Raw genomic sequence first — 19,198 nt, forward strand, 5'->3', positions numbered from 1 at the left:
TGCTCACGATATTCCTCCGCCGGACCGTTCCGAAGAAGGCGGATCACGACTGTCCACGTCGGCTCGAGGCCCCGGAGGACTTCGAGTCCCGGCCGCCCATGAACACCGAGCCGTCCTTCTCCGGAGCGAAGGGGATGCCGGACCGGTGCGCACGGAGGGTGACGATCGCGGCCTGGCCGAGCCGGTTGAGGCCGAGTGTCAGCAGAATCGGCTCGGTCGAGGCCGCGACGTGTGCTCCCGCTGCCCCTGCCATCAGCATCAGGGCAATCCGTGTCGCGATCAGGGCAGCCCACCACCCGAGCCCGCCCAGCGGCATCCGGCCCCAGAGGCCGCCGTCGCGGTGCTCCAGACGGAGCGTCGCACCCTGGCCGATCCCGATCACGGCGGCACCGACAGCGCCGACGGCGATGAACCCGATGTCGGCCTGGGTGACGTCCCCGCTCAGCGTTTTCGCCCCGATCGCCGTCAGAATGACAGGAAGCAGGATCACCCGCTTGCCCCGCAGCGGTTCCCCGAGCAGTTGCCGCCCCACGACGTAGACGACGATCGCGACGACGGCCAGTGCTTCCAGCATGACGCAGATCTCCCTGGTGTTCCCCGGCGGGGGCCGGATGCCCCGCCGGGATTCGACATTAGGAAGCGACGCCGAACGGCACGTCACACCGCGGGGTGACGAACGGGGTGACATCGCGGGTGACACGATCTGCACAGGGCAGGGCGACCAGGTGCTGGAGGCCCAGTCGTGGTCGGCCCACAAGGACTGGAACTGGGGGAAGCTCCGTCCAGGGCGATGTGCGGCAAGGTGCCGAGGATCATCGTGGGCCCTGCTCGACTGGCGACGCCTTCGCCTGCCTCAGAGAGTCGTCCTGGGCCAGTGCGGCCTGGGCGGTCTGGGCGATCTGGGCGATCTGGGCAGGGCCGGCCAGTTGCCGGGCCCGCTGAGCGTTCCTCACCGCGAGCAGGCGGAACATGCCGAAATCCATGACGGCCTGCTCGAACTCGCGGGACGAGCGCGGCTGACCGGCTGACCGGCTGACCGGCTGACCGGCTGACCGGCTGACCGGCTGACCGGCCAGGATGACGGTGGCCCGGGCCGTCGACGCGAAGGCGGGCGCGGCCCTGCGCGTTCTGTCGGCCACCCGCCGGGCCGCGCTCCGACCCGCCACTGGCAAGCAGGAACCGAGCCGCGCGGTCGCGGCATCGGGGCCGGTCGCGGGTCGGGGTTTCCCGCCGTGCGTGGGCCGGCCGCCGCGACGTCCCGCACCGGCGTGTCCCGCACTCCGGAACGGTGACTGGCATGTTTCGCCGGTTGTCCCGTCTGCTGGCCTGGCACCCGCCGCTCCCCCACGAGCGGTCCCGTCCAGGTACAGCGCCACGAGGCCCTTCCCCTCACATGATCCCGGAGGTGCACAGGCCGTGCCGCGAGAGTCCACAGCGTTGCCGCTAGGCGGATTCACCCTTGACCGCACCCTGCCCGAGCCCCTCTACCAGCAGCTCTACGAACGGCTCAAGGACTCGATCTGCAGCGGACAACTCCGTCCCGGCGTCCGGCTGCCCGCCACCCGGACGCTCGCCCAGGAGCTCCGGGTCTCCAGGAACACCGTGCTGGTCGCCTACGAACGGCTCGTGACGGAACGGTTCGCCACCGGGCAGGTGGGGTCGGGGACCCATGTGGCCGTCCACCACGGCGAGGGACGACGTAGCAGCGCGAGAACGTCGAAGGTCACCCGGTTGCCGACTCCGCCCGAGGAGCGGGGCCGGACGTCGCAGCTTTCCGGCACCGCGCAGCTGATGCTCCAGGCCACCCGCGCGTTCGACGAGCGACAGCAGACATCGCCCACCGCCGTCGCCCAGCCCTTCGTCCTCGGTGTACCGGCGCTGGACCTCTTCCCCGGCAAGCAGTGGTCCCGCGTCGTCTCACGCCGTGCCGCCCGGCTGCCGAACTCCCTGCTGCACGCGCAGGACCCGGTCGGGTACTGGCCCCTGCGCAAGGAGGTGGCCACCTATCTGGGCCTGGCGCGGGGGGTGTCCTGCACGGCGGAACAGGTGGTGATCACGAACAGCACGCGGACCATCACCCATCTGTTGGCCCGCGTCCTGCTGGAGCCCGGTGACGAGGTGATGGTCGAGAACCCGGGTTTTCCCGGTGCCCGGACCGCGCTCGTGGCGGCCGGTGTCGTGCCCTGCCCGGTGGATGTGGATCACGAGGGGCTGTGCATCTCCTCGGGAGAGAGCCGTCACCCCTCGGCGCGGATGGCTCTGGTGACTCCCAACCACCAGTTCCCGACCGGCTGCCTCATGTCGGAGTTCAGACGCGGTGAGCTGCTCGACTGGGCGGTGCGGTCCGACGGCTGGGTGATCGAGGACGACTACGACGGGGAATTCACCTCAGGCAGTCCGTTCCCGCCGCTCCAACGCATGGACACCGCGGGCCGGGTCATCTATCTGGGCACCCTGAACAAGGCACTGTTCCCCGCACTGCGGCTCGCCTACGCGGTGGTCCCGCCGGATCTCGTCGACATCGTCGCCGCCGCCCAGCACTCCGCGTACGGCGCGCCGCCCGTGCTCGAACAGGCGGCCGTGCACGACTTCATGGCGGAGCACCACTTCGCCCGTCACATCCGCCGGATGCGCCAGGCCTACCGGGAGCGGCGAGAGGGGTGCGTCCGTGCCCTGCGCGACCAGTTCGGCAGCATGGTGCGCGTCATGTCGGCGACGACCGCGGGCACACACCTCGTCGCCGGGTTCCCCCCTGGTACGGACGAGCGGCTGCTGGCCCGGCTCAGCAGCCGTTCCGGGGCGACCGTCTACCCGCTCTCCTCCTACTACTCCACCGGGACGGCCCCCGTTCCGGCGCTCGTCCTGGGCTTCGGCGCCACCCCGCCCGAGCAGGCGGTCCTCGGCGCGCGCCGGATCGCGGCCGCGTTCGAGCGGTCCGCCTGCGCGGAAAGGCCGGGGCACGGCCTCGACGGGTAGACGGCCGGGCCGGGCATGGACCGGGGACCGGGCGCCGCTGGACGGCGTCCGAGGGGCGTCTGGTCGCCCGCCCCTCCGCGCGCTCGTCGGTTCGGTCGTTCGGGTCATACGAGGCTCCCCGTAGCCGTCGGCGTGGTCGCGGCGGGCCCGAGGGCGGCGAGCCCTTCGCCGAGCAGTGCGGCGACGGTGTCCGCGCAGCCGCCGCAGCCGCTGCCGGCGCGGGTGCGGTGGCGTATCGCCGCTGGGGTGGCGCAGCCGTCGCGGACGGCTGAGCGGACCGTGCCGGCCGGGACGTCGTGGCAGTGGCAGATCACCGTCTCGTCCGGGAGCGGTCCGACGGCCGACGGCAGGTCCGGCGGTCGGCCGGGGACGACGAGTTCCTCGACGGGGGCGGGCAGCGGCCGATCGCCGCCCACGAGGGGGCGCAGTGTCGTGTAACCGGAGGTGTCCCCCACGAACGTCCCGCCGAGCAGCCGCCCCTCGCCGGAGACGCGGAGGCTGCGGTACACCCCGGCCCGGGTGTCGAGGTGGGTGGCCTCGTACGCGCCGGGCGCCGCTTCCTCCGGCCGGTCGCCGAGGGAGGCGACCTCCACGCCGAGCAGCTTCAACCGGGTCGCCGCGTCCCAGCCGGTGTAGGTCCGTGTGCCGCCGGTCAACCGGTCGGCGACCACCTGTGCCATCGCGTTGCCGGGGGCCAGCAGTCCGTGAGCGTGTCCGTCGTGGGGAAGCGCGCAGTCCCCGACGGCGTAGATGTGCTCGTCCCGCGTGCGGCACGTCTCGTCGACGAGGACGCCGCCGCGCTCCCCCACGGCGAGCCCGCAGGACCGGGCGAGTTCGTCGCGGGGGCGGACGCCCGCCGCGAACACGACCACGTCGGCCCCGACGCCGACGGGCGGTGCGCCGTCGGGCGGCTGGAGCCGTACGCCGGTGACCTGGTCGTGCGCGTCGGTCTCGACGGCGGTGAGACGGGTGCCCGTATGCACGGTGATCCCGAGGTCCTCGATGTGGCGGCGGAGCGTCCAGCCCGCGTCCTCGTCCAGTTGACGGGGCATCAGCCAGGAGGAGAACTCGACGACGTGGACCGCGAGTCCGAGGGCCCTCAGTGCGCCCGCCGCCTCCAGGCCCAGCAGCCCGCCGCCGATCACCACGCCGGTGCCCTGGGCACCCGCGGGGTCGCAGTGCGCCCGGATGGCCCGTACGTCGGCGGCCGTCCGGTAGGTGAAACAGCCCGTGGCATCGGATCCGGGTACGGGTGGGACGAGGGGGCGGGCTCCGGTGGCGAGGATCAGGACGTCGTAGTCGAGGACACGGCCGGCGGCCGTGGTCACCCGGTGCCGGCGTCGGTCGAGGGCGACGGCCGGGTCCCCGAGGCGGGTGCGGATGCCCGTACGGTCACCGGGGGACCCGAGGAGCAGGCCGGCGGGTCCGGTGCGCCGGAACAGGTGGTCCGCCGGGCCGGTCTCGCGGAGGTACCGGGACAGCTGGATGCGGTCGTAGGCCGGGACGTCCTCCTCGGCGACCACCGTGACCTGGCGGTCCCGCAGCGCGCCTCGGGCGTCGAGGGCCGTCAGGAGGGTGTGACCCACCATGCCGTGGCCGATCAGGACCAGGCGGTCGCTCATCCGTCCCCTCCGAGTGCCGAGACCAGGTGGAGGCGGTCCGGTGGCAGGGGCCGGGTCGCCTCGTAGGCCCGGCGGACGGTGTCGACGGTGGCGAGATCGCCGAGCAGGATGCCGCCGACGACACGGTCGTCCCGGATGGCGATCTTCTTGTAGACGCGTCGCCGGTCGTCCGAGAGCGAGAGGACGTCGGTGCCGGCCGCGCCGGGGAGGGCGGGTCCGACGCCCGCGGTGGCCTCGCCGAACACCGCCAGGTCGACGTCCCCGGCGATGAGCCGGGTGAGGGCGCGGCTTCCCCTGAAGCGTGCGTGCCGGTCGTGCCCCGACAGCCGCGCCGCGAGGACCTCGGCCTGCCGCCAGGCCGGCGCGGCCGTGTCGTGCACGACCCCGCGGTGCTCCGCGCAGTCCCCGATCGCGTACACCCGCGGATCTCCGACGCTGGCGAGCGTGTCGTCGACCGTGACCCCCGCGCCGACCGGGAGCCCCGCCGCACGCGCGAGCCCGACGCACGGCCGGGTCCCGGAGGCGGCCACGACGAAGTCCGCGGTGACGGTGTCGCCGTCACCGAGCAGCACCCCAGGGTTTCCGGGGCCGCGGACCGGACCCGTCGCGGGGGTTCCCGTGCGCACCGTGACGCCCGCGTCCTCCAGGAGAGCGCGGAGCAGCGCTCCGGCCCTGCCGTCCAGCCTGCGGTGGAGCAGGTGGGGGCCCCGGTGGACGAGCGTCACCGGGTGGGCGCGGGCGGCGAGGCCGAGTGCGGCCTCCACGCCCAGGAGACCGCCTCCGACGACGACCGCGCGGGTTCGGGTGCCCACGTGGTCGGCGATGAGGCGCCGGCAGTCGTCGAGAGTGTGGAGACGGTGTTCGCCCGAGGCCCCAAGGGACCGTGGCCAGGGGGCGCGGGGCCGGCTGCCGGTTGCCAGGACCAGCGCGTCGTAGGGGTGTTCGGTGCCGGTGGAGTCGACGACCGTGCGGGCGGCCCGGCGCACGGCCACGACACGGACGCCGGTGCGCAGGTCGATGCCCGGCGGCAGGGGCAGGGCCGTGTCCTCGGGGCGATGGTGACCGGCGAGGACACCGGTCAGGAGTGTGCGGTTGCAGGCGGGGCGGTGCTCGGCGTCGAGGACGGTGATCCGGACGTCGGGGTCGAGCTCTGCCAGTCGGCCGACGAATCGCGCTCCCGCCATGCCGCAGCCGACCACGAGAACACGGTGTGCGGCGCCGTCTTCCCTTCCCATGGGTACCTCCAGGAACCGATGATCACAGGGCTTGTACGGCGGTCGCCGCACACGGCCGTCCCGGCGGGCGGGTACGGGGCGGGGCCACCGGTGCGACGTGTACGGCGCACACCTTGAACTCGGGCATGCGGGAGACCGGGTCGAGCGCGGGGTTGGTGACGGTGTTGGCCCGTCCCGGCCCGGACCAGTGGAAGGGCATGAACACCACGTCGGGGCGGATGTCCGTACTCAGTCTGGCCGGGGCGACGGCCGTCCCCCGTCTGCTGGTCACCGTCACGGGCGCTCCGTCCGTCACCCCGAGCCGGCCGGCCGTGGCGGGGTGGATCTCGACGTACGGTTCCGGGGCGGCGGCCCGTGAAGCGGCCACCCGGCGGGTCTGCGCCCCGCTCTGGTAGTGGGCCAGCACTCGCCCGGTGACCAGGTGCAGGGGGTACCGCTCGTCGGTGGCCTCGGCCGTCGGCCGGTGGTGGACGGGCACCATGCGGGCCCGTCCGTCGGGGGTCGCGAAGGAGTCCAGGAACAGGCGGGGCGTTCCGCGGTGTCCGGCGGAGGGGCACGGCCAGAACACCCCGTTCTCGGCGCTGATCCGTTCGTAGCTGATGCCCGCGTAGTCGGCCCGGCCGCCGGCCGAGGCGGCCCGCAGTTCGTCGAAGACGAGGCGTGGGTCGGCGGGGAAGCCGTCGGTGCGGCCGAGCCGGGCGGCGAGAGCGGAGAGGATCTGCAGATCGGTGCGCACCTGGGCGGGCGGCTCGACGGCCTTGCGGCGCAGGATCACCCTGCCCTCCAGGTTGGTCAGGGTGCCGGTCTCCTCGGCCCACTGGGCCGACGGCAGGACGACATCGGCGAGTTCGGCCGTCTCGGACCGTACGACGTCCGCGACCACCAGCAGGTCCAGTGCGCGCAGCCGGCGTTCCACGTGGCCGGCGTTCGGGGCCGACACGACCGGGTTGGAACCCATGACGAGCAGGGCCCGGACCCCGTCGGGTGTACCGGCGGTGTCGAGCATCTCGTAGGCCGAGGTGCCGGGGCCCGGCAGTTCCTCGGGGGCGACGCCCCAGACACGGGCGACGTGTGCGCGGGCCGCGGGGTCGGTCAGGGAGCGGTAGCCGGGTAACTGGTCGGCCTTCTGGCCGTGTTCGCGCCCGCCCTGTCCGTTGCCCTGGCCGGTGAGGCAGCCGTATCCGCTGTACGGCCGGCCCGCCTTGCCCAGCGCCAGGCAGAGGTTGATCCAGCCGTGCACGGTGTCGGTGCCCTTGCTGTGCTGCTCGGTGCCCCGGGCGGTGAGCACCATGCCGGTGGGCGCCTGGGCGAACATCCGTACGGCCGCGCGGATCTGGTGGGCGGGTACGCCGGTGAGTCCTTCCGCGCGGGCCGGCCAGTACTCCATGGCGGTGGCCCGCACCGCCTCGAATCCGGTCGTGCGGGAGGCGACGAAGTCCTCGTCGACGTGCCCCTCGGCCAGCGCGATGTGCAGCATGCCGAGGGCGAGGGCGAGGTCGGTGCCGGGCAGGGGCCGCAGGTGCAGGTCGGCCCTTGCGGCGGTGCGGGTGCGGCGCGGGTCCACCACGACGAGCCGCCCGCCCCGGTCGGCCAGCCGGGTGAGGTGACGCAGGGCGGGCGGCATGGTGTCGGCCGGGTTGGCGCCGACCAGCAGGACGCAGTCGGTCCCGGCGATGTCGGCGAGCGGGAACGGCAGCCCCCGGTCCAGGCCGAAGGCGCGGTTGACGGCGGCGGCCGCGGACGACATGCAGAACCGGCCGTTGTAGTCGATCGCCGAGGTGCGGAGCGCGACCCGGGCGAACTTGCCCAGCAGATACGCCTTCTCGTTGGTCAGTCCGCCGCCCCCGAACACTCCGACGGCGTCGCTGCCGTGCGCGGTCTGCGTCGACCGGACGCCGGTGACCACGCGCCGGAGTGCCTCGTCCCAGGTGGCGGGCCGCAGTGGTGTGCCCCGGCCGTCGCGGACCAGGGGTGTGCCGAGCCGGGCGGCCGGGTCCAGCAGGTCGACGGCGTGCTGTCCCTTGCCGCACAGCGCGCCCCGGTTGACCGGGAACTCCGGCCACCCGGACACCGCGAGCGGTGCCGGTCCGCCCAGGTCGGGCCGTAGCTCCGTACCGCACTGCAGTGCGCAGTACGGGCAGTGCGTACGGACGGCGCCGGCCCGCTCGGTCATCGGAGCCCGCCCTCCGCGGCGTGTGCCGGTGCCGGGCCGTCGGTCGTGGGCGCGCTGTCCTGGCCGGACGTGCCCGCGAGCAGCACCCGCAGTGATGTGGCCGCCTTCAGCAGCATCTCCTCGTACTCCTCGACGAGATCGGAGTCGAGCACGATGGCGCCCCCGGCGCCGGCGTGCAGGCCCTGATCCGTCAGTACGGCGGTGCGGATGACGATGTTCAGATCGGCCGTGCCGTTGCAGGAGAGGAAGCCGATCGCGCCGGAGTAGACGCCGCGTGCCTGGGTCTCGAGGGAGTCGATGATGTCGAGGGTCCGCAGTTTCGGCGCGCCCGTCATCGAGCCGCCGGGGAAGCAGGCGCGGACGCAGTCCAGGGCGTCGGCGTCGGCTCGGAGGCGGCCGCGGATGGTCGACACCAGCTGGTGCACGGTGGCGTAGGTCTCCGTGCGCATCAGCCGGGGAACGGTGACGCTGCCGACCTCGCAGACCCGGCCGAGGTCGTTGCGGAGCAGGTCGACGATCATCAGGTTCTCGGCCCGGACCTTGGGACTCGTCGTCAGCTCCCGGCGCAGCATGGCGTCCTCCGCCTCGTCCGCGCCGCGCCGGGCGGTGCCCTTGATGGGTTTGGTCTCGACCATGCCGTCGCGCGTGATGCGCAGGAACCGCTCCGGCGAGGAGCAGGCGATCTCCATCCCGTCGAGGCGCAGATAGGCGGCGTACGGGGCGGGGTTGGAGCGCCTGAGGTTCCGGTAGAAGCGCAGTCCGTCGGCCGGGCGGGGGGCCTGGACGGCGTTGGTCAGGCAGATCTCGTAGCTCTCCCCGGCGAGCAACTCCTGTTTGCAGGCGGCTATGTCGGCGAGGTACTGGGCGCGGTCACGCACCAGCGCCGGTTCCAGCAGGGCGTTGTCGACGGCCTGCTGGTCGGGTACGGGGGTCGGCCGGGGGCGGGGCAGAGCGGCGAGCCCGGCGGCGGTCCTCTCCATCCAGACCGTCGCGTCGCGGTCGGAGCGTGGGCTGCCGTCGCTGAGGGCCAGCAGATAGGTGGCGCCCTGCTGGTGGTCGACCGCGATCAGCCGGTCGGAGAAGATCCAGAACGCGTCCGGGGTGGGTGAGGTGTGTGTGGCGGTGGCGCCACAGTCGGCCTTCAGCTCGTAGCCGAAGTAGCCGACGTAGCCGCAGGAGAAGTCGACGGGGAGGGCGGGGTTCTCGACGCGGCGGGCGCGCAACGCCGTCTGGAGGTAGTCGAAGACGGTGCCCTCGACGCGTTGGGGCTGCCCGCCCGCCGCCGTCACCTCGACGGCGCCGTCACCGACGCGGTAGCGGACGATCTCCGCGAGCGGGCCGGAGGCGTCGCCGAGGAACGAGAAGCGGGACAGCCGCGGGTCGATGAGGGAGCTGTCGAGCCAGAAAGCGTGCGAGGAGTCGGCGAAGAGCCGGGTGAACGCCGCCTCGGTGTCCACCGCCGACTCCATGATCCGGGTGTGCAGGCGGTAGGGGCGTGGCTCGACGGGCCGGGGTGCGGGCCGCGTGCCGGTGTCCACGGGCACCAGGTGGGACGCGGAGCGCGCCGGCGTCCGTCGGCGCGCGGAACCGCGCTCGTGGTGGAACCGCTCGGTGAGATCGCGGAAGTTGCCGAGCAGTTCGTAGCCGAACTCCGTGGCGACGGACTCGGGGTGGAACTGCACGCCCCACAGCGGGCGCGTCCGGTGCCGCAGGCCCATCAGCACCCCGTCCTCGGCCCACGCGGTCGGCTCCAGCTCCGGCGGCAGCGGCTCGCGCACGCACAGCGAGTGGTAGCGCACGGCGGTGAAGTCCTGCGGAAGGCCGTGGAAGAGTTCGCGTCCGTCGTGGCGTACGGCGGTGAGGTGGCCGTGCCTGGCCGCGGGCGCCCGCACGATCCGGGCGCCCGACCCGGCGGCGATGCCCTGGTGGCCCAGGCACACGCCGAGAACGGGCAGCCGGGCGGATGCGATGATCGGCGCGCAGGCGCCGAAGTCCTTGGGCCGGGTGGGGTCACCCGGCCCGGGCGAGATCACCACGTTGTCGAAGTCGTTCAGGTCGAGCGAGGCGCAGTCCGGTGAGTCGTTGTGCACGACCACGGGTTCGGCCCCGTTCACCTGCGCGATCAGCTGGAAGAGGTTGTAGGTGTAGGAGTCGTAGTTGTCGACGAGCAGGGTTCGCATGGCGGTCTCCCTGGAGACGGCGCGGCCCTCACCGAGGGCTCGGCGGCTGGGGGTTGTGTCGGAGGAGTGGTCACACGGCGAGCTTGGCGACCATGTCCGCCATGGCCAGGAGCTGCTCGTTGTTGAGCCGGGGGTCGCACAACGACTCGTAGGCGGTGTCCAGTTCGGCTTCGCAGGTGACGCGGGTGCCGCCCACGCACTCGGTGACCTCGGCCGCGGCCGCCTCCAGATGCACCCCGCCGGGCCACTCGCCCAGGCCGCGCAGCACGTCGAAGAAGTCGGTGACCTCGTCCAGCATGTCCTTGAGGTGACGGGTCTTGACGCCGGTGCCGGTGGCCGTGGTGTTGCCGTGCATGGGGTCCGACATCCAGACCACGGGGTGGCCCGCCGCGCGTACGGCCGTGACGAGCGCCGGGAGCCGGCCGCGCAGTTCCCGGGCACCCAGCCGGCAGATCAGGGTGAGCCGGCCCGGCCTGCGGTACGGGTCGAGCCGTTCGCACAGCCGCACGATCTCGGCGGGTTCCGCGCCGGGGCCGATCTTGACGGCGACCGGATTGGCGATGCCCGCCAGGAACTCCACGTGGGCGTCGCCGACCTGGCGGGTACGGTCGCCGATCCACGGCAGATGCGTGGAGAGCAGGAACCATTCACCCGTGACGGGATCCTGGCGGGTCAACGGGCTCTCGTAGTCCAGGAGCAGCGCCTCGTGGCTGGTCCACAGCCCGGTGTGGAGCCAGCCCCGGTCCTCGGTCCAGCGGGTCTGCCCGTACCCGTGGACGAGCGACCTCAGTGAACCGTCGGGCACGCCCTCCTCGCGCCGGTTCCACGGCACCGCACGGGCGGCTGCCGGGTCCCAGGCCCGCGGGGCGAACGAACCGGCCGTCCCGTGGGCGAGGGCGCCGAGTTCGCGCAGGACGTTCCTCGCCGTGTAGTAGCCGGACAGCATCCGGTACGGGTCGGGGGTGCGGGCGTCCTCGTGCGGCTCGGGCCCGTTGACCGTGAGCCCCCGGAACACCGGCAGCGGTCGGCCGTCCACCTCCTCGACGGCGGCCGAGCGGGGCTTGGCGAACTGCCCCGCCAGGCGGCCGACCGTGACCACGGGCAGGTCCAGGCAGCCGCTGAGGCGTTCCGCGACGGCGCCCAGCACCCGGTGCTTGTCCCGGGCGCCGGTGACGGCCGCCGGGCCGAGCGGCTCCGCGCAGTCGCCGCCCTGGAGGACGAACGCCTCCCGGTTCTGCACGCGGGCCAGGGCCGCGAGGACGCTGCGGACGTCGCTGGGCGTGGTGAGGGCCGGCAGCAGGGCGAGTCTGTCGGTGACGGCGGCCACCTCGTCGGGATCGGGCCACTGCGGCTGCTGGCGTATCGGCAGGCCCCGCCAGGCGGGCGGATGCCAGGACGGTGCGCTCGGGCCGGCCTCGGGCTCCTCGCCTTTCCGGGTGTCGGGGACGTGGTCGGCCGGGCCGACGGGTTCGAGCAGGGGCGGAACGGGCATGCGGGTGCTCCTGTTGCGGATCGAGAACGGCATGGCGTCGTGGGCTGTTCGCATCGGGAGGGACGGCCCCGCGGCTCAGAGTCTGCTCCCGATCTCCTGTGCCCGGGCGTGTGCGTCGCGGCGCAGCAGATCGGCGTCGTCGGCGATCTGATGCGCTCTCAGCTGAATGGTGGAGATGTCGGTGATTCCCGCCCACCGCAACCAGCCGTCGAAAGCCGGTGTCTGGTGGTCGTCGCCGAATTCCGTCGGCATACCCGGCCCGTAGATCGAGCTGGTGTAGACGACCGCCGCCTTCTTTCCTCTGAGCAGACCCCGGTAGCCCGATTCCCGGTCGAAGGAGAAGAGCATGTGCGCCTGGCTCACCACGTCGATGAAATGCTTGAGCACATAGGGAATTCCGAAATTCCACATGGGTACGCTGAACACGTATCGGTCGTAACTGTCGAAGTGCTCGAAGACGCGACGGACCTCCTTCCACGCCACGGCGCCCTCGCCGTCGGCCCGTCCCCCGGCGGCCTCCGTCCGCTTGGCCCCGACCGCCGCCGCCCCGAACTCGGGAAGGCGTTCCCGCCAGAGGTCGAGAACATCGGTCGTCGCGCGGGGACGAGTTCGGCGGTAGGCGGTGACCAGGGTCTCGGCGACGGCTCTGGACTGCGAGCGCTCCCCCATGGGAGAGGCGGCGATGTGCAGCAGACGTGAGGGGGCCGAGGGCGTGTCCGCGTTCACCGGACCACCGCTTTGGAGCGCATGAGGAACTCCGCGAGATGGCCGTCGTGCGGGACACCCGGCGCCATCCAGTGCGTGGGACGGTCTCCGACATGGACGTTGCCGATGGTCGGTTCGTCGACCAGTTCGTCGATCAGTTCCTCGACGAGCCGTCCGTCCCGGCCGACGACGGTGAGCACCAGGGTGTTGCGCAGCGGTCCGATGCCGTCCTCGGGCGACCAGGCGGCGACCCAGACACAGGGGAAGGGGAGCTCGACGCCGAGCTGCGGTGCGTCCGGGCGGTCCAGCTGGATCACGGCGGGCCGCAGTGCGGCGCTTCCGTCGCCCAGTTCGTCGGCGATTCCCTCGGCGCCGAGGTGCAGGCGCGCGCCGGCCGCCTGGGTGAGCAGGTACTTCTCCAGCCCGCGCGCCTCGGCGGTGGGGCGGACGGGCAGGACCGCCTTGTCGTCCTCCGGCGGCAGGCTGGGCAGCTGGGCCAGCCGCTCGGCGATGGCCTCGGCGACCGGCGTCGGGTCGCCGGCCACGAGGACGGCGGTGGCGTTGACGCAGGCGACTCCGCCCTCGTCCCGGATCGAGGAGACCACCGTGTCGAGCGCGGACGACAGGCCCGCGGCCCCGCCCGCGCCGGTCACGGCGCCCACATCGGGGTCCGCCAGCAGGATCTTGGACCGGCCCGGGCCCTGGGTCAGCACGTTCGGATGCGTCCGGTACTTCTCCACCACCGCGTCGCCGCCGTACACCAGGGAGAGGTCGGCGCCCCGGACGATGCCGTCGGCCACGTGGTGGTCGGTGGGCAGCAGCAGGAGCCGCTCGTCGCCGATCCCCGCCTCGCGCAACGCGGTCACCAGCCGGTGCGGGGTGAAGGGCTCCCGGCCGGAGGGCCGTACCGCGACCCGGTATCCCAGCATCAGCGCTTCGAGCCAGAGGCTGTGCACACCGGGGTGGTTACCGGCGGCGTGCACGGCGAAGACGTCACCCCGCCGGGCCCAGACCGCGCCGCCGCCCCGCGTCAGCGGATCCCGCCAGTGACCGGCCGTCGCCGTGGGGCGGGCACCGCGCACGGTGCGTTCCACCTCGGCCGCCGCGCGCTCGATCCTGGTGGCGGCGGCCCTCACCACCGCGACCGGCACACCGGCGACCCGGCTCACGAGGCGCTGATGCTCCGGGGCCGACAGGCCGCCCACCGTCGCGTGCGCGAACGCGTGCCCCGCCCGGGCGATGGCCTCGGCGAGTTCACCGGGGCCGGCCGGGCGCGCGGCCCGCAGCGCGGACAGGCCGCGCTGGACGAACAGGCTCGGAACCTGGCTGAGTTCGGCGACCGGCCGCCCGGTGACATCGGCCACGGTCAGTCGGTTCCGGGCCCGGAAGGCGCCACGGGGACCGAGCGCGTCGAGCTGGATCGGGCGGCCCGACGCGGCGTCCGTCGGGGCGTGGGGCGCCGTGCCCGTCGGGGCGCTCATCAGTAGACCCCTTCGATGACGACCTCGTCGTCGAAGGTCTTGACGGGGCTGACGTCGGCCACCGAGTCGCCGAGCTGTCCGGCCCGGGGACGGATACGGGTGGCGACGTCGCGTTCCAGGTTGTTCGGGAACAGGGCGCCTCGGCTGATGTGGTTCATGACGACCTGGCCGCGTGCGCCGTAGGGAACCGGCTCTCCCGTCCCTGGGTCGACGACGGAGAAGGTGACATGGGGCGAGAAGGGATCGAAGACGCACTCCTCGTCGCCTCCGGCGCGCTCGACGGCCCCGCAGAGAATCATGGTGCTGCCGTAGTTCCCGAACAGCTGGACGTCGGGGAAGACCTCGGTGCGGAACAGGTACCGGCTGTCGGCGTCCATGTGGGCGCCGCTCCAGATGATGACCCGGACCTTCTCGTTCACCAGTTTGACGAGGTGCTCGTGCTGTGCGAGGCGTTCCAGCAGCGGGGGCGTGATGACCAGGACGCCGATGTCCTGGGTCTCCAGCAGGAACCGGCCCTGCTCCAGGAGGTGTTCGACATAGCGGCCGGCCTCGTCGGCGCGTCCCTCGGCGAGGCACTTCTTCACCCAGCGCGGGTCGAGGTCGATGGTGGAGGTGAAGCCGCCCCGGCGCCGGGCCTGCCGGGCGACGACCTCTCCCCACAGATGGGGGCCGCTGGGGATCATGGCCAGCCAGTGGGCACCATGGGGGTGGCCGCGCTCGTCCATCCGCCGGGTGGACCAGGTCACGTACCGGTCCATCCAGTCGGCGAGATAGGCGACGCGCTTGGGGGCACCGGTCGTGCCGCCGCTCTCGTAGATGCCGACCACCTCGGCCGCCGAACCGTAGCCCTGCGGGACGAGGTCCCGGGCAGGCACGTCCCTCAGTTCGTTGACCGTGTTGGGGAACAGTCGGAGATCGTCGAAGGTGCGTACGTCCCGGCGCGGGTCGAAGTCCAGGGTCCGGGCCCTGCGGAGCCAGTACGGCGAACCCGTCTCGGGGCTGAAGTGCCACCGCATGGCGGCCTGGACGAACTCCTGCGGATCGGGGACCTGGTCCGGGGGGAAGGTGAGGACGGGGTCGGAGGCGACTGCCATGTGTGCTCCTTCGAGCCGGGTGCGGACCGGCGTGCGGACGGGGATCTCGGATCGGGGTTCAGACCGGTAGGACGGCATCGGGGCGGGAGTCGTGGGCGGTCCGGGGGCGGGGGCGGCGCCTGAGGTAGACGGCCCAGGTGGCCGTGGCGCAGACGGCGTAGAAGACCAGGAAGCCGGTGAACGCCGGGACTCCGCTCCCCCAGCCGGCGAACGAGGCGCGGAAGGCCAGGTTGATGAGGACACCGCCGAGCGCGCCGAGGGCTCCGGTGATACCGATGAGCGCGCCCGACAGCCGCCGGGCCCGCGCCAGCCGGGCGCCGGTTCCCGCGTCGCCCTCGTCGCCCTCGTCGGCCGCGCCGTCCCGGAGCGCCTTCGCCCGGAAGATGGCCGGGATCATCTTGTACGTCGATCCGTTGCCCGCCCCTGCCAGGGCGAGGAGCACGATGAAGTCGGCGACGAACAGACCGAGCGAGTCCGTGCGCGAGGCCACGACCGCGCCCCCGGTCCCGAGCATCAGCGCCACGAACACGCCGAAGGTGACCCTGGCGCCGCCGATCCGGTCCGCCAGCCAGCCACCGACCGGCCGGGTCAGCGAGCCGAGCAGCGGCCCGAGGAACGTGAGCGACGCGGCCTGCAGCGGCGTACGGTCGAACTGCGTCTGCAGCACCAGGCCGAAAGCGAAGCAGTAGCCGATGAACGAGCCGAACGTGCCGAGGTAGAGCAGGGACATCACCCAGCAGTGGGCGTCCCTCAGGACGTCCCTGAGCGCGTCGGTGTCGTTGCGGTTTCCGGGCAGGTCGTCCATGAACAGCGCGGCGCACACGGCGGCCACGACGATCGCCGGGACGAAGACCCCCAGCAGCAGCCGTGGTTCGGACGCTCCGAAGGTTCCCAGGACCGCGAGGGCGGCCAACTGCGTGACGGCGACGCCCAGGTTGCCGCCGCCCGCGTTCAGGCCGAGTGCCCAGCCCTTGTGGCGCTCGGGGAAGAAGGCGTTGATGTTCGCCATGGACGAGGCGAAGTTGCCGCCACCGAGGCCGGCCACGGCGGACACCGTGAGCAGGGTGCCCAGCGAGGTGCCGGGACGCAGGTACACCGCCGCCAGCGCGGTGGGCACCAGCAGGACGACCGCGCTGAGCACGGTCCAGGTGCGTCCGCCGAACCGGCCCACGGCGAGCGCGTAGGGGATCCGCAGGACGGCTCCCGTCAGGGTCGGGACGGAGACGAGCAGGAACTTGTCCGCCGGGGACAGCCCGTACTCCGGTCCCAGGAACAGCACCAGCACGGACCACAGACTCCAGACGGAGAACCCGACGTGCTCGGCGAGTATCGAGAACGCCAGATTCCGCATCGCGATGCGCCGCCCCGTACGGCGCCAGAACGCGTCGTCCTCCGGATCCCAGTAGCGGATCGCGGGCGAGCCGCGCTTCACCTCAGCGCTCATCGACAACCTCCCGAAGCAGACGGACACGTCGGAGCCCGGCCTCGGCACCGGGCCGGCCCGCCCGCCGGCAGTCGGGCGGAGCCATGGCACCGGGCCGGGAGCGCCACCGGTCGGCGACGCCCGTACATGACGCCGGCCGGCGGCGTCGTGATCCCCTCGTCAACGGGCGGAGTCCGCCGCGGCGGTCAGGATCCGGTGGTAGACCGAGGGATCGTCGGACTTCAGGACGACGGCGCTGTCGCCGGGCGCGCCCGCCCACCGGTAGTCGACCCCGGGGTTGGGCCAGGAGCCGCCGTCGGCGGTGAACAGGTGCGGGCTGGTGACCGCGCCTCCGGCAGCGAAGTCGGCGACCTGGGCGAGTGTGGCTGCCCGTGCGCGCCCGGTGTCCAGGGCTTCGCCCAGTGCCGCCGCGTCCACCTCGGGCACCGACCCGGCGACGTCCAGCACCACATGGCGCATCGTGATGCAGGCACTGTCGGCGAAGAACGCCCTGCGCAGGGCCCGGTCGAGGGCTTCGCTCGCCGCCGCCCCCTGCTCCTTCGCCGCCTGCACCGCCTCCGCCGCGAGCAGTCGGCTGACCGGCCAGCGCCAGTCGGGCTCCGTCCAGAGCCGCCAGCCGGCGTCGGGTTCCATCTCCGCCGCGACCGGGATCTCGGCGTCGATGACCGGCTTGGGCAGAGTGCCCCGGTTGACCACCTCGAGAAGGACGGCCCGGTGATCGAACCGTACGGTCCCGGCCAGGCCCAACTCGGCGCGGATCCGCCACAGTCGCTGCACGGCGACATGGGCCCAGGGGCAGGCGAGGTCCGCGTAGACCGCCACGGTGCCCGGCAGCACGCTGATCATGTGTCAGGGTCCCTTCTCCTGTACTGGTGCGTGACCCGGTCCGGCCCCTGCCCGGCGGCAGTCCCGGGCGGGGAGGACCGGGACTGCCGCGGAAGGGGCGGGCGGGGTCTACGCGGCCTTCGCCGGCCGGCGCCGCGAGGCCGGGGCGGGGGCGCTCGGTGTGCTGCGCGCCGAGCGGGTGCGGGCGATGTCGAGCCCGTGGTCGTCGTCGGAGAGGAGGACCTTCTCGTAGGTGGTGCGCACCTCGCGCTTGAGCACCTTGCCGGTCACGCCGAGCGGGATGTCGTTCTCGCCCTTGACCAGCACGACCGCGGAGAGCTCGTGCGCCCCCGCCTTGCGCAGCGCCCCGTTGAGTTGGGCCAGCAGCTCCCGCGAGGTGAGGTCGCAGCGGTCGGCCAGCCGGACCACGGCGATGGGTTCGGACAGGTCCTCGTCGGCGGGGCTGATGGCGGCGGCCACGACGCAGTCCACGGCCTGGCGGCACGCCTTCAGGACGATCTCCTCCGTGGGCAGGCTGTAGACGGGCCCGCGAGCGGTGTGGATCACGTCGGTGGCACGGTCGTACTGGTAGAAGCGCCCCTGCTCGTCGTAGTACCCGATGTCGCCGGTGAGCCAGAAGCCGTCGTGCTTCGAACGGTGCGTCAGATCGGGGTCGTTCCAGTAGCCCAGGGTCTCGGTCGGGGTCTTGACCGCGATGAACCCGATCTCGTTCGGGCCCAGCCGCTTACCGTGCTCGTCGTAGACGGTGGCCTCCTCGACGATGGGTTCCGGGTAGCCGACGCACCGCTTGTAGGCGTCGGTGTCCGGGCCGTGGATGTTCTGGAACACGGCCATGCCCACCTCGGTCGAGGCGAGTCCGTCGATGTAGCGCGAGCCCTGGCGCCACGTGCCGCCGACGCGGTGCCTGCCCAGTCGTACCAGCTCACGGACGTGTGCCTCGTGCGAGGCGTCGGCGGTGCTGAGCCAGGTGGTCACGCGGGAGGCCGCCGACGGCTCCACGCCCAGTGCCGCCAGCTCGCCGAAGGTGATGGGGAAGGCGATGACGACCGTCGGCTTCCACCAGCGCATGACCTCGGCCACGGCCGGTCCGCGCTGCTCCTCCATCACCAGGGTCGGTACGCCGGTCAGGGTGGCCATCATCATGTAGCTGAGGCCGGAGCCGTGGGACGGCGGGAACACCAGCAGGTTCTTGTCGTCGACGCCGGAGGGCATGGTGAGGATGCGGGGGCGCTTGCCGGCGAAGAACTGGCGGTGTCCGAGGATCGGCGCCTTGGGCATGCCGGTGGTGCCGGAGGAGTGCGCGATCAGCACCGGGTCGTGGTCGCCGTGCATGTACGGGTAGCCGACAGGCAGCGGGCCGACGCGGCCCGCCGAGTCCACCTCCTCCTGCGAGACGGTGAAGCCGAACCCCTCGGGGCTGTCGGTGGCCGCCAGCAGGGTCTCCAGCCGGTCGGCGTCGGCGACGACGCCACGCGGCTCCAGCCGCTTCAGGTAGCGTGCCGCGGTCTGGGGCGCCATGTTCGGGTTCACCGGAGCGGGGATGGCACCGATGCTGTTCAGGGCCATGAAGTGGACGAAGTTGGCGATGCCGTCCCCGCTGTAGATGCCGACCCGGTCGCCGCGTGCCACACCGGCGGCGTGGAACCAGCGCGCGTACCGCTCGGTCGCGTCCCGCAGATCCGCCAGGGAGTAGGTGCGGATGTCCTTCTCGCCGCCGCCGCGCGGCAGATGGTGCAGGAGCGGGGCGTCGAGGTCCGCGGCCCGGTCGAGGGTGTGCCACAGGAAGGTCCCCACACCGAGGGAGCGTTCGGACACCAACTCCAGCCGCGCGCGCAGCCCGCGGTGCGAAGGGCCCAGCTTCATACGGCGGACGGACGCCAGATGCCGCTGCAGGGATCGGATCTTCATCTCGGCTCTCCTTGACTCTGTGCGGGGACTCTGTCCTGAACA

Annotated in this window: 14 protein-coding genes; 1 reads left to right on the plus strand and 13 read right to left on the minus strand. The window is 72.8% G+C overall.

Features of this window, described 5'->3' with window-relative positions; genetic code table 11:
* Nucleotides 1–43: 43 nt before the first annotated feature.
* The gene (locus tag PYR72_RS01215; protein WP_275453389.1) at nucleotides 44–574 is read right to left on the minus strand and encodes a hypothetical protein; all 531 of its coding nucleotides are present in this window, start codon (nucleotides 572–574) and stop codon (nucleotides 44–46) included.
* A 238-nt stretch (nucleotides 575–812) separates the two neighbouring features.
* A complete protein-coding gene (locus tag PYR72_RS01220) occupies nucleotides 813–1,139 on the minus strand; it encodes a hypothetical protein (RefSeq protein WP_275453390.1) in 327 nt (108 codons plus the stop codon).
* A 277-nt stretch (nucleotides 1,140–1,416) separates the two neighbouring features.
* Here PYR72_RS01220 and PYR72_RS01225 point away from each other — a divergent pair, with 277 nt between their 5' ends.
* Nucleotides 1,417–2,976 (plus strand): PLP-dependent aminotransferase family protein, encoded by a 1,560-nt coding sequence (locus PYR72_RS01225; protein ID WP_275453391.1) that lies wholly within the window; start codon nucleotides 1,417–1,419, stop codon nucleotides 2,974–2,976.
* A 104-nt stretch (nucleotides 2,977–3,080) separates the two neighbouring features.
* On the opposite strand, the gene PYR72_RS01230 is transcribed toward PYR72_RS01225, so the two are convergent.
* From PYR72_RS01230 to PYR72_RS01280, 11 genes are all read right to left on the minus strand, one after another.
* Nucleotides 3,081–4,598 (minus strand): FAD-dependent oxidoreductase, encoded by a 1,518-nt coding sequence (locus PYR72_RS01230; protein ID WP_275453392.1) that lies wholly within the window; start codon nucleotides 4,596–4,598, stop codon nucleotides 3,081–3,083.
* Nucleotides 4,595–5,833 (minus strand): FAD-dependent oxidoreductase, encoded by a 1,239-nt coding sequence (locus tag PYR72_RS01235; RefSeq protein ID WP_275453393.1) that lies wholly within the window; start codon nucleotides 5,831–5,833, stop codon nucleotides 4,595–4,597. The genes PYR72_RS01230 and PYR72_RS01235 overlap by 4 nt, the downstream gene beginning before the upstream one ends.
* 22 nt (nucleotides 5,834–5,855) lie before the next feature.
* The gene (locus PYR72_RS01240) at nucleotides 5,856–8,006 is read right to left on the minus strand and encodes a molybdopterin oxidoreductase family protein (protein ID WP_275453394.1); all 2,151 of its coding nucleotides are present in this window, start codon (nucleotides 8,004–8,006) and stop codon (nucleotides 5,856–5,858) included.
* Nucleotides 8,003–10,186, minus strand: coding sequence for an aminodeoxychorismate synthase component I (gene pabB, locus PYR72_RS01245; RefSeq protein WP_275453395.1), 2,184 nt, complete (start codon nucleotides 10,184–10,186; stop codon nucleotides 8,003–8,005). Before pabB ends, PYR72_RS01240 begins: the two co-directional genes overlap by 4 nt.
* 70 nt (nucleotides 10,187–10,256) lie before the next feature.
* Nucleotides 10,257–11,678, minus strand: a complete 1,422-nt coding sequence (locus tag PYR72_RS01250; RefSeq protein WP_275453396.1) for a 3-deoxy-7-phosphoheptulonate synthase class II — start codon at nucleotides 11,676–11,678, stop codon at nucleotides 10,257–10,259.
* A 75-nt stretch (nucleotides 11,679–11,753) separates the two neighbouring features.
* Nucleotides 11,754–12,404 carry an NAD(P)H-dependent oxidoreductase gene (locus tag PYR72_RS01255; protein ID WP_275453397.1) on the minus strand — a complete coding sequence of 217 codons (651 nt, stop codon included), beginning with the start codon at nucleotides 12,402–12,404 and terminating at the stop codon, nucleotides 11,754–11,756.
* Complete coding sequence (locus PYR72_RS01260; protein WP_275453398.1) at nucleotides 12,401–13,864, minus strand: aldehyde dehydrogenase family protein; 1,464 nt, start codon at nucleotides 13,862–13,864, stop codon at nucleotides 12,401–12,403. Before PYR72_RS01260 ends, PYR72_RS01255 begins: the two co-directional genes overlap by 4 nt.
* Nucleotides 13,864–14,958 (minus strand): phenazine antibiotic biosynthesis protein, encoded by a 1,095-nt coding sequence (locus PYR72_RS01265; RefSeq protein WP_275453399.1) that lies wholly within the window; start codon nucleotides 14,956–14,958, stop codon nucleotides 13,864–13,866. The genes PYR72_RS01260 and PYR72_RS01265 overlap by 1 nt, the downstream gene beginning before the upstream one ends.
* A 58-nt stretch (nucleotides 14,959–15,016) precedes the next feature.
* Complete coding sequence (locus PYR72_RS01270; RefSeq protein WP_275453400.1) at nucleotides 15,017–16,402, minus strand: nitrate/nitrite transporter; 1,386 nt, start codon at nucleotides 16,400–16,402, stop codon at nucleotides 15,017–15,019.
* Between the two features lie 159 nt (nucleotides 16,403–16,561).
* Complete coding sequence (locus PYR72_RS01275; protein ID WP_275453401.1) at nucleotides 16,562–17,248, minus strand: DsbA family protein; 687 nt, start codon at nucleotides 17,246–17,248, stop codon at nucleotides 16,562–16,564.
* Nucleotides 17,249–17,356: 108 nt separating this feature from the next.
* Nucleotides 17,357–19,156, minus strand: coding sequence for a class I adenylate-forming enzyme family protein (locus PYR72_RS01280; RefSeq protein ID WP_275453402.1), 1,800 nt, complete (start codon nucleotides 19,154–19,156; stop codon nucleotides 17,357–17,359).
* Nucleotides 19,157–19,198 lie beyond the last annotated feature (42 nt).

The organism is Streptomyces sp. VNUA24 (assembly GCF_029167005.1).
Lineage (GTDB): Bacteria > Actinomycetota > Actinomycetes > Streptomycetales > Streptomycetaceae > Streptomyces > Streptomyces scabiei.

Bases quoted from the DNA above. Each gene is read 5' to 3' on its own strand.
- PYR72_RS01275 (WP_275453401.1), bottom strand. From the start codon at position 17,248: ATGATCAGCGTGCTGCCGGGCACCGTGGCGGTCTACGCGGACCTCGCC.
- PYR72_RS01240 (WP_275453394.1), bottom strand. From the start codon at position 8,006: ATGACCGAGCGGGCCGGCGCCGTCCGTACGCACTGCCCGTACTGCGCA.
- pabB (WP_275453395.1), bottom strand. From the start codon at position 10,186: ATGCGAACCCTGCTCGTCGACAACTACGACTCCTACACCTACAACCTC.
- PYR72_RS01265 (WP_275453399.1), bottom strand. From the start codon at position 14,958: ATGGCAGTCGCCTCCGACCCCGTCCTCACCTTCCCCCCGGACCAGGTC.
- PYR72_RS01235 (WP_275453393.1), bottom strand. From the start codon at position 5,833: ATGGGAAGGGAAGACGGCGCCGCACACCGTGTTCTCGTGGTCGGCTGC.
- PYR72_RS01280 (WP_275453402.1), bottom strand. From the start codon at position 19,156: ATGAAGATCCGATCCCTGCAGCGGCATCTGGCGTCCGTCCGCCGTATG.
- PYR72_RS01230 (WP_275453392.1), bottom strand. From the start codon at position 4,598: ATGAGCGACCGCCTGGTCCTGATCGGCCACGGCATGGTGGGTCACACC.
- PYR72_RS01250 (WP_275453396.1), bottom strand. From the start codon at position 11,678: ATGCCCGTTCCGCCCCTGCTCGAACCCGTCGGCCCGGCCGACCACGTC.
- PYR72_RS01260 (WP_275453398.1), bottom strand. From the start codon at position 13,864: ATGAGCGCCCCGACGGGCACGGCGCCCCACGCCCCGACGGACGCCGCG.
- PYR72_RS01215 (WP_275453389.1), bottom strand. From the start codon at position 574: ATGCTGGAAGCACTGGCCGTCGTCGCGATCGTCGTCTACGTCGTGGGG.
- PYR72_RS01270 (WP_275453400.1), bottom strand. From the start codon at position 16,402: ATGAGCGCTGAGGTGAAGCGCGGCTCGCCCGCGATCCGCTACTGGGAT.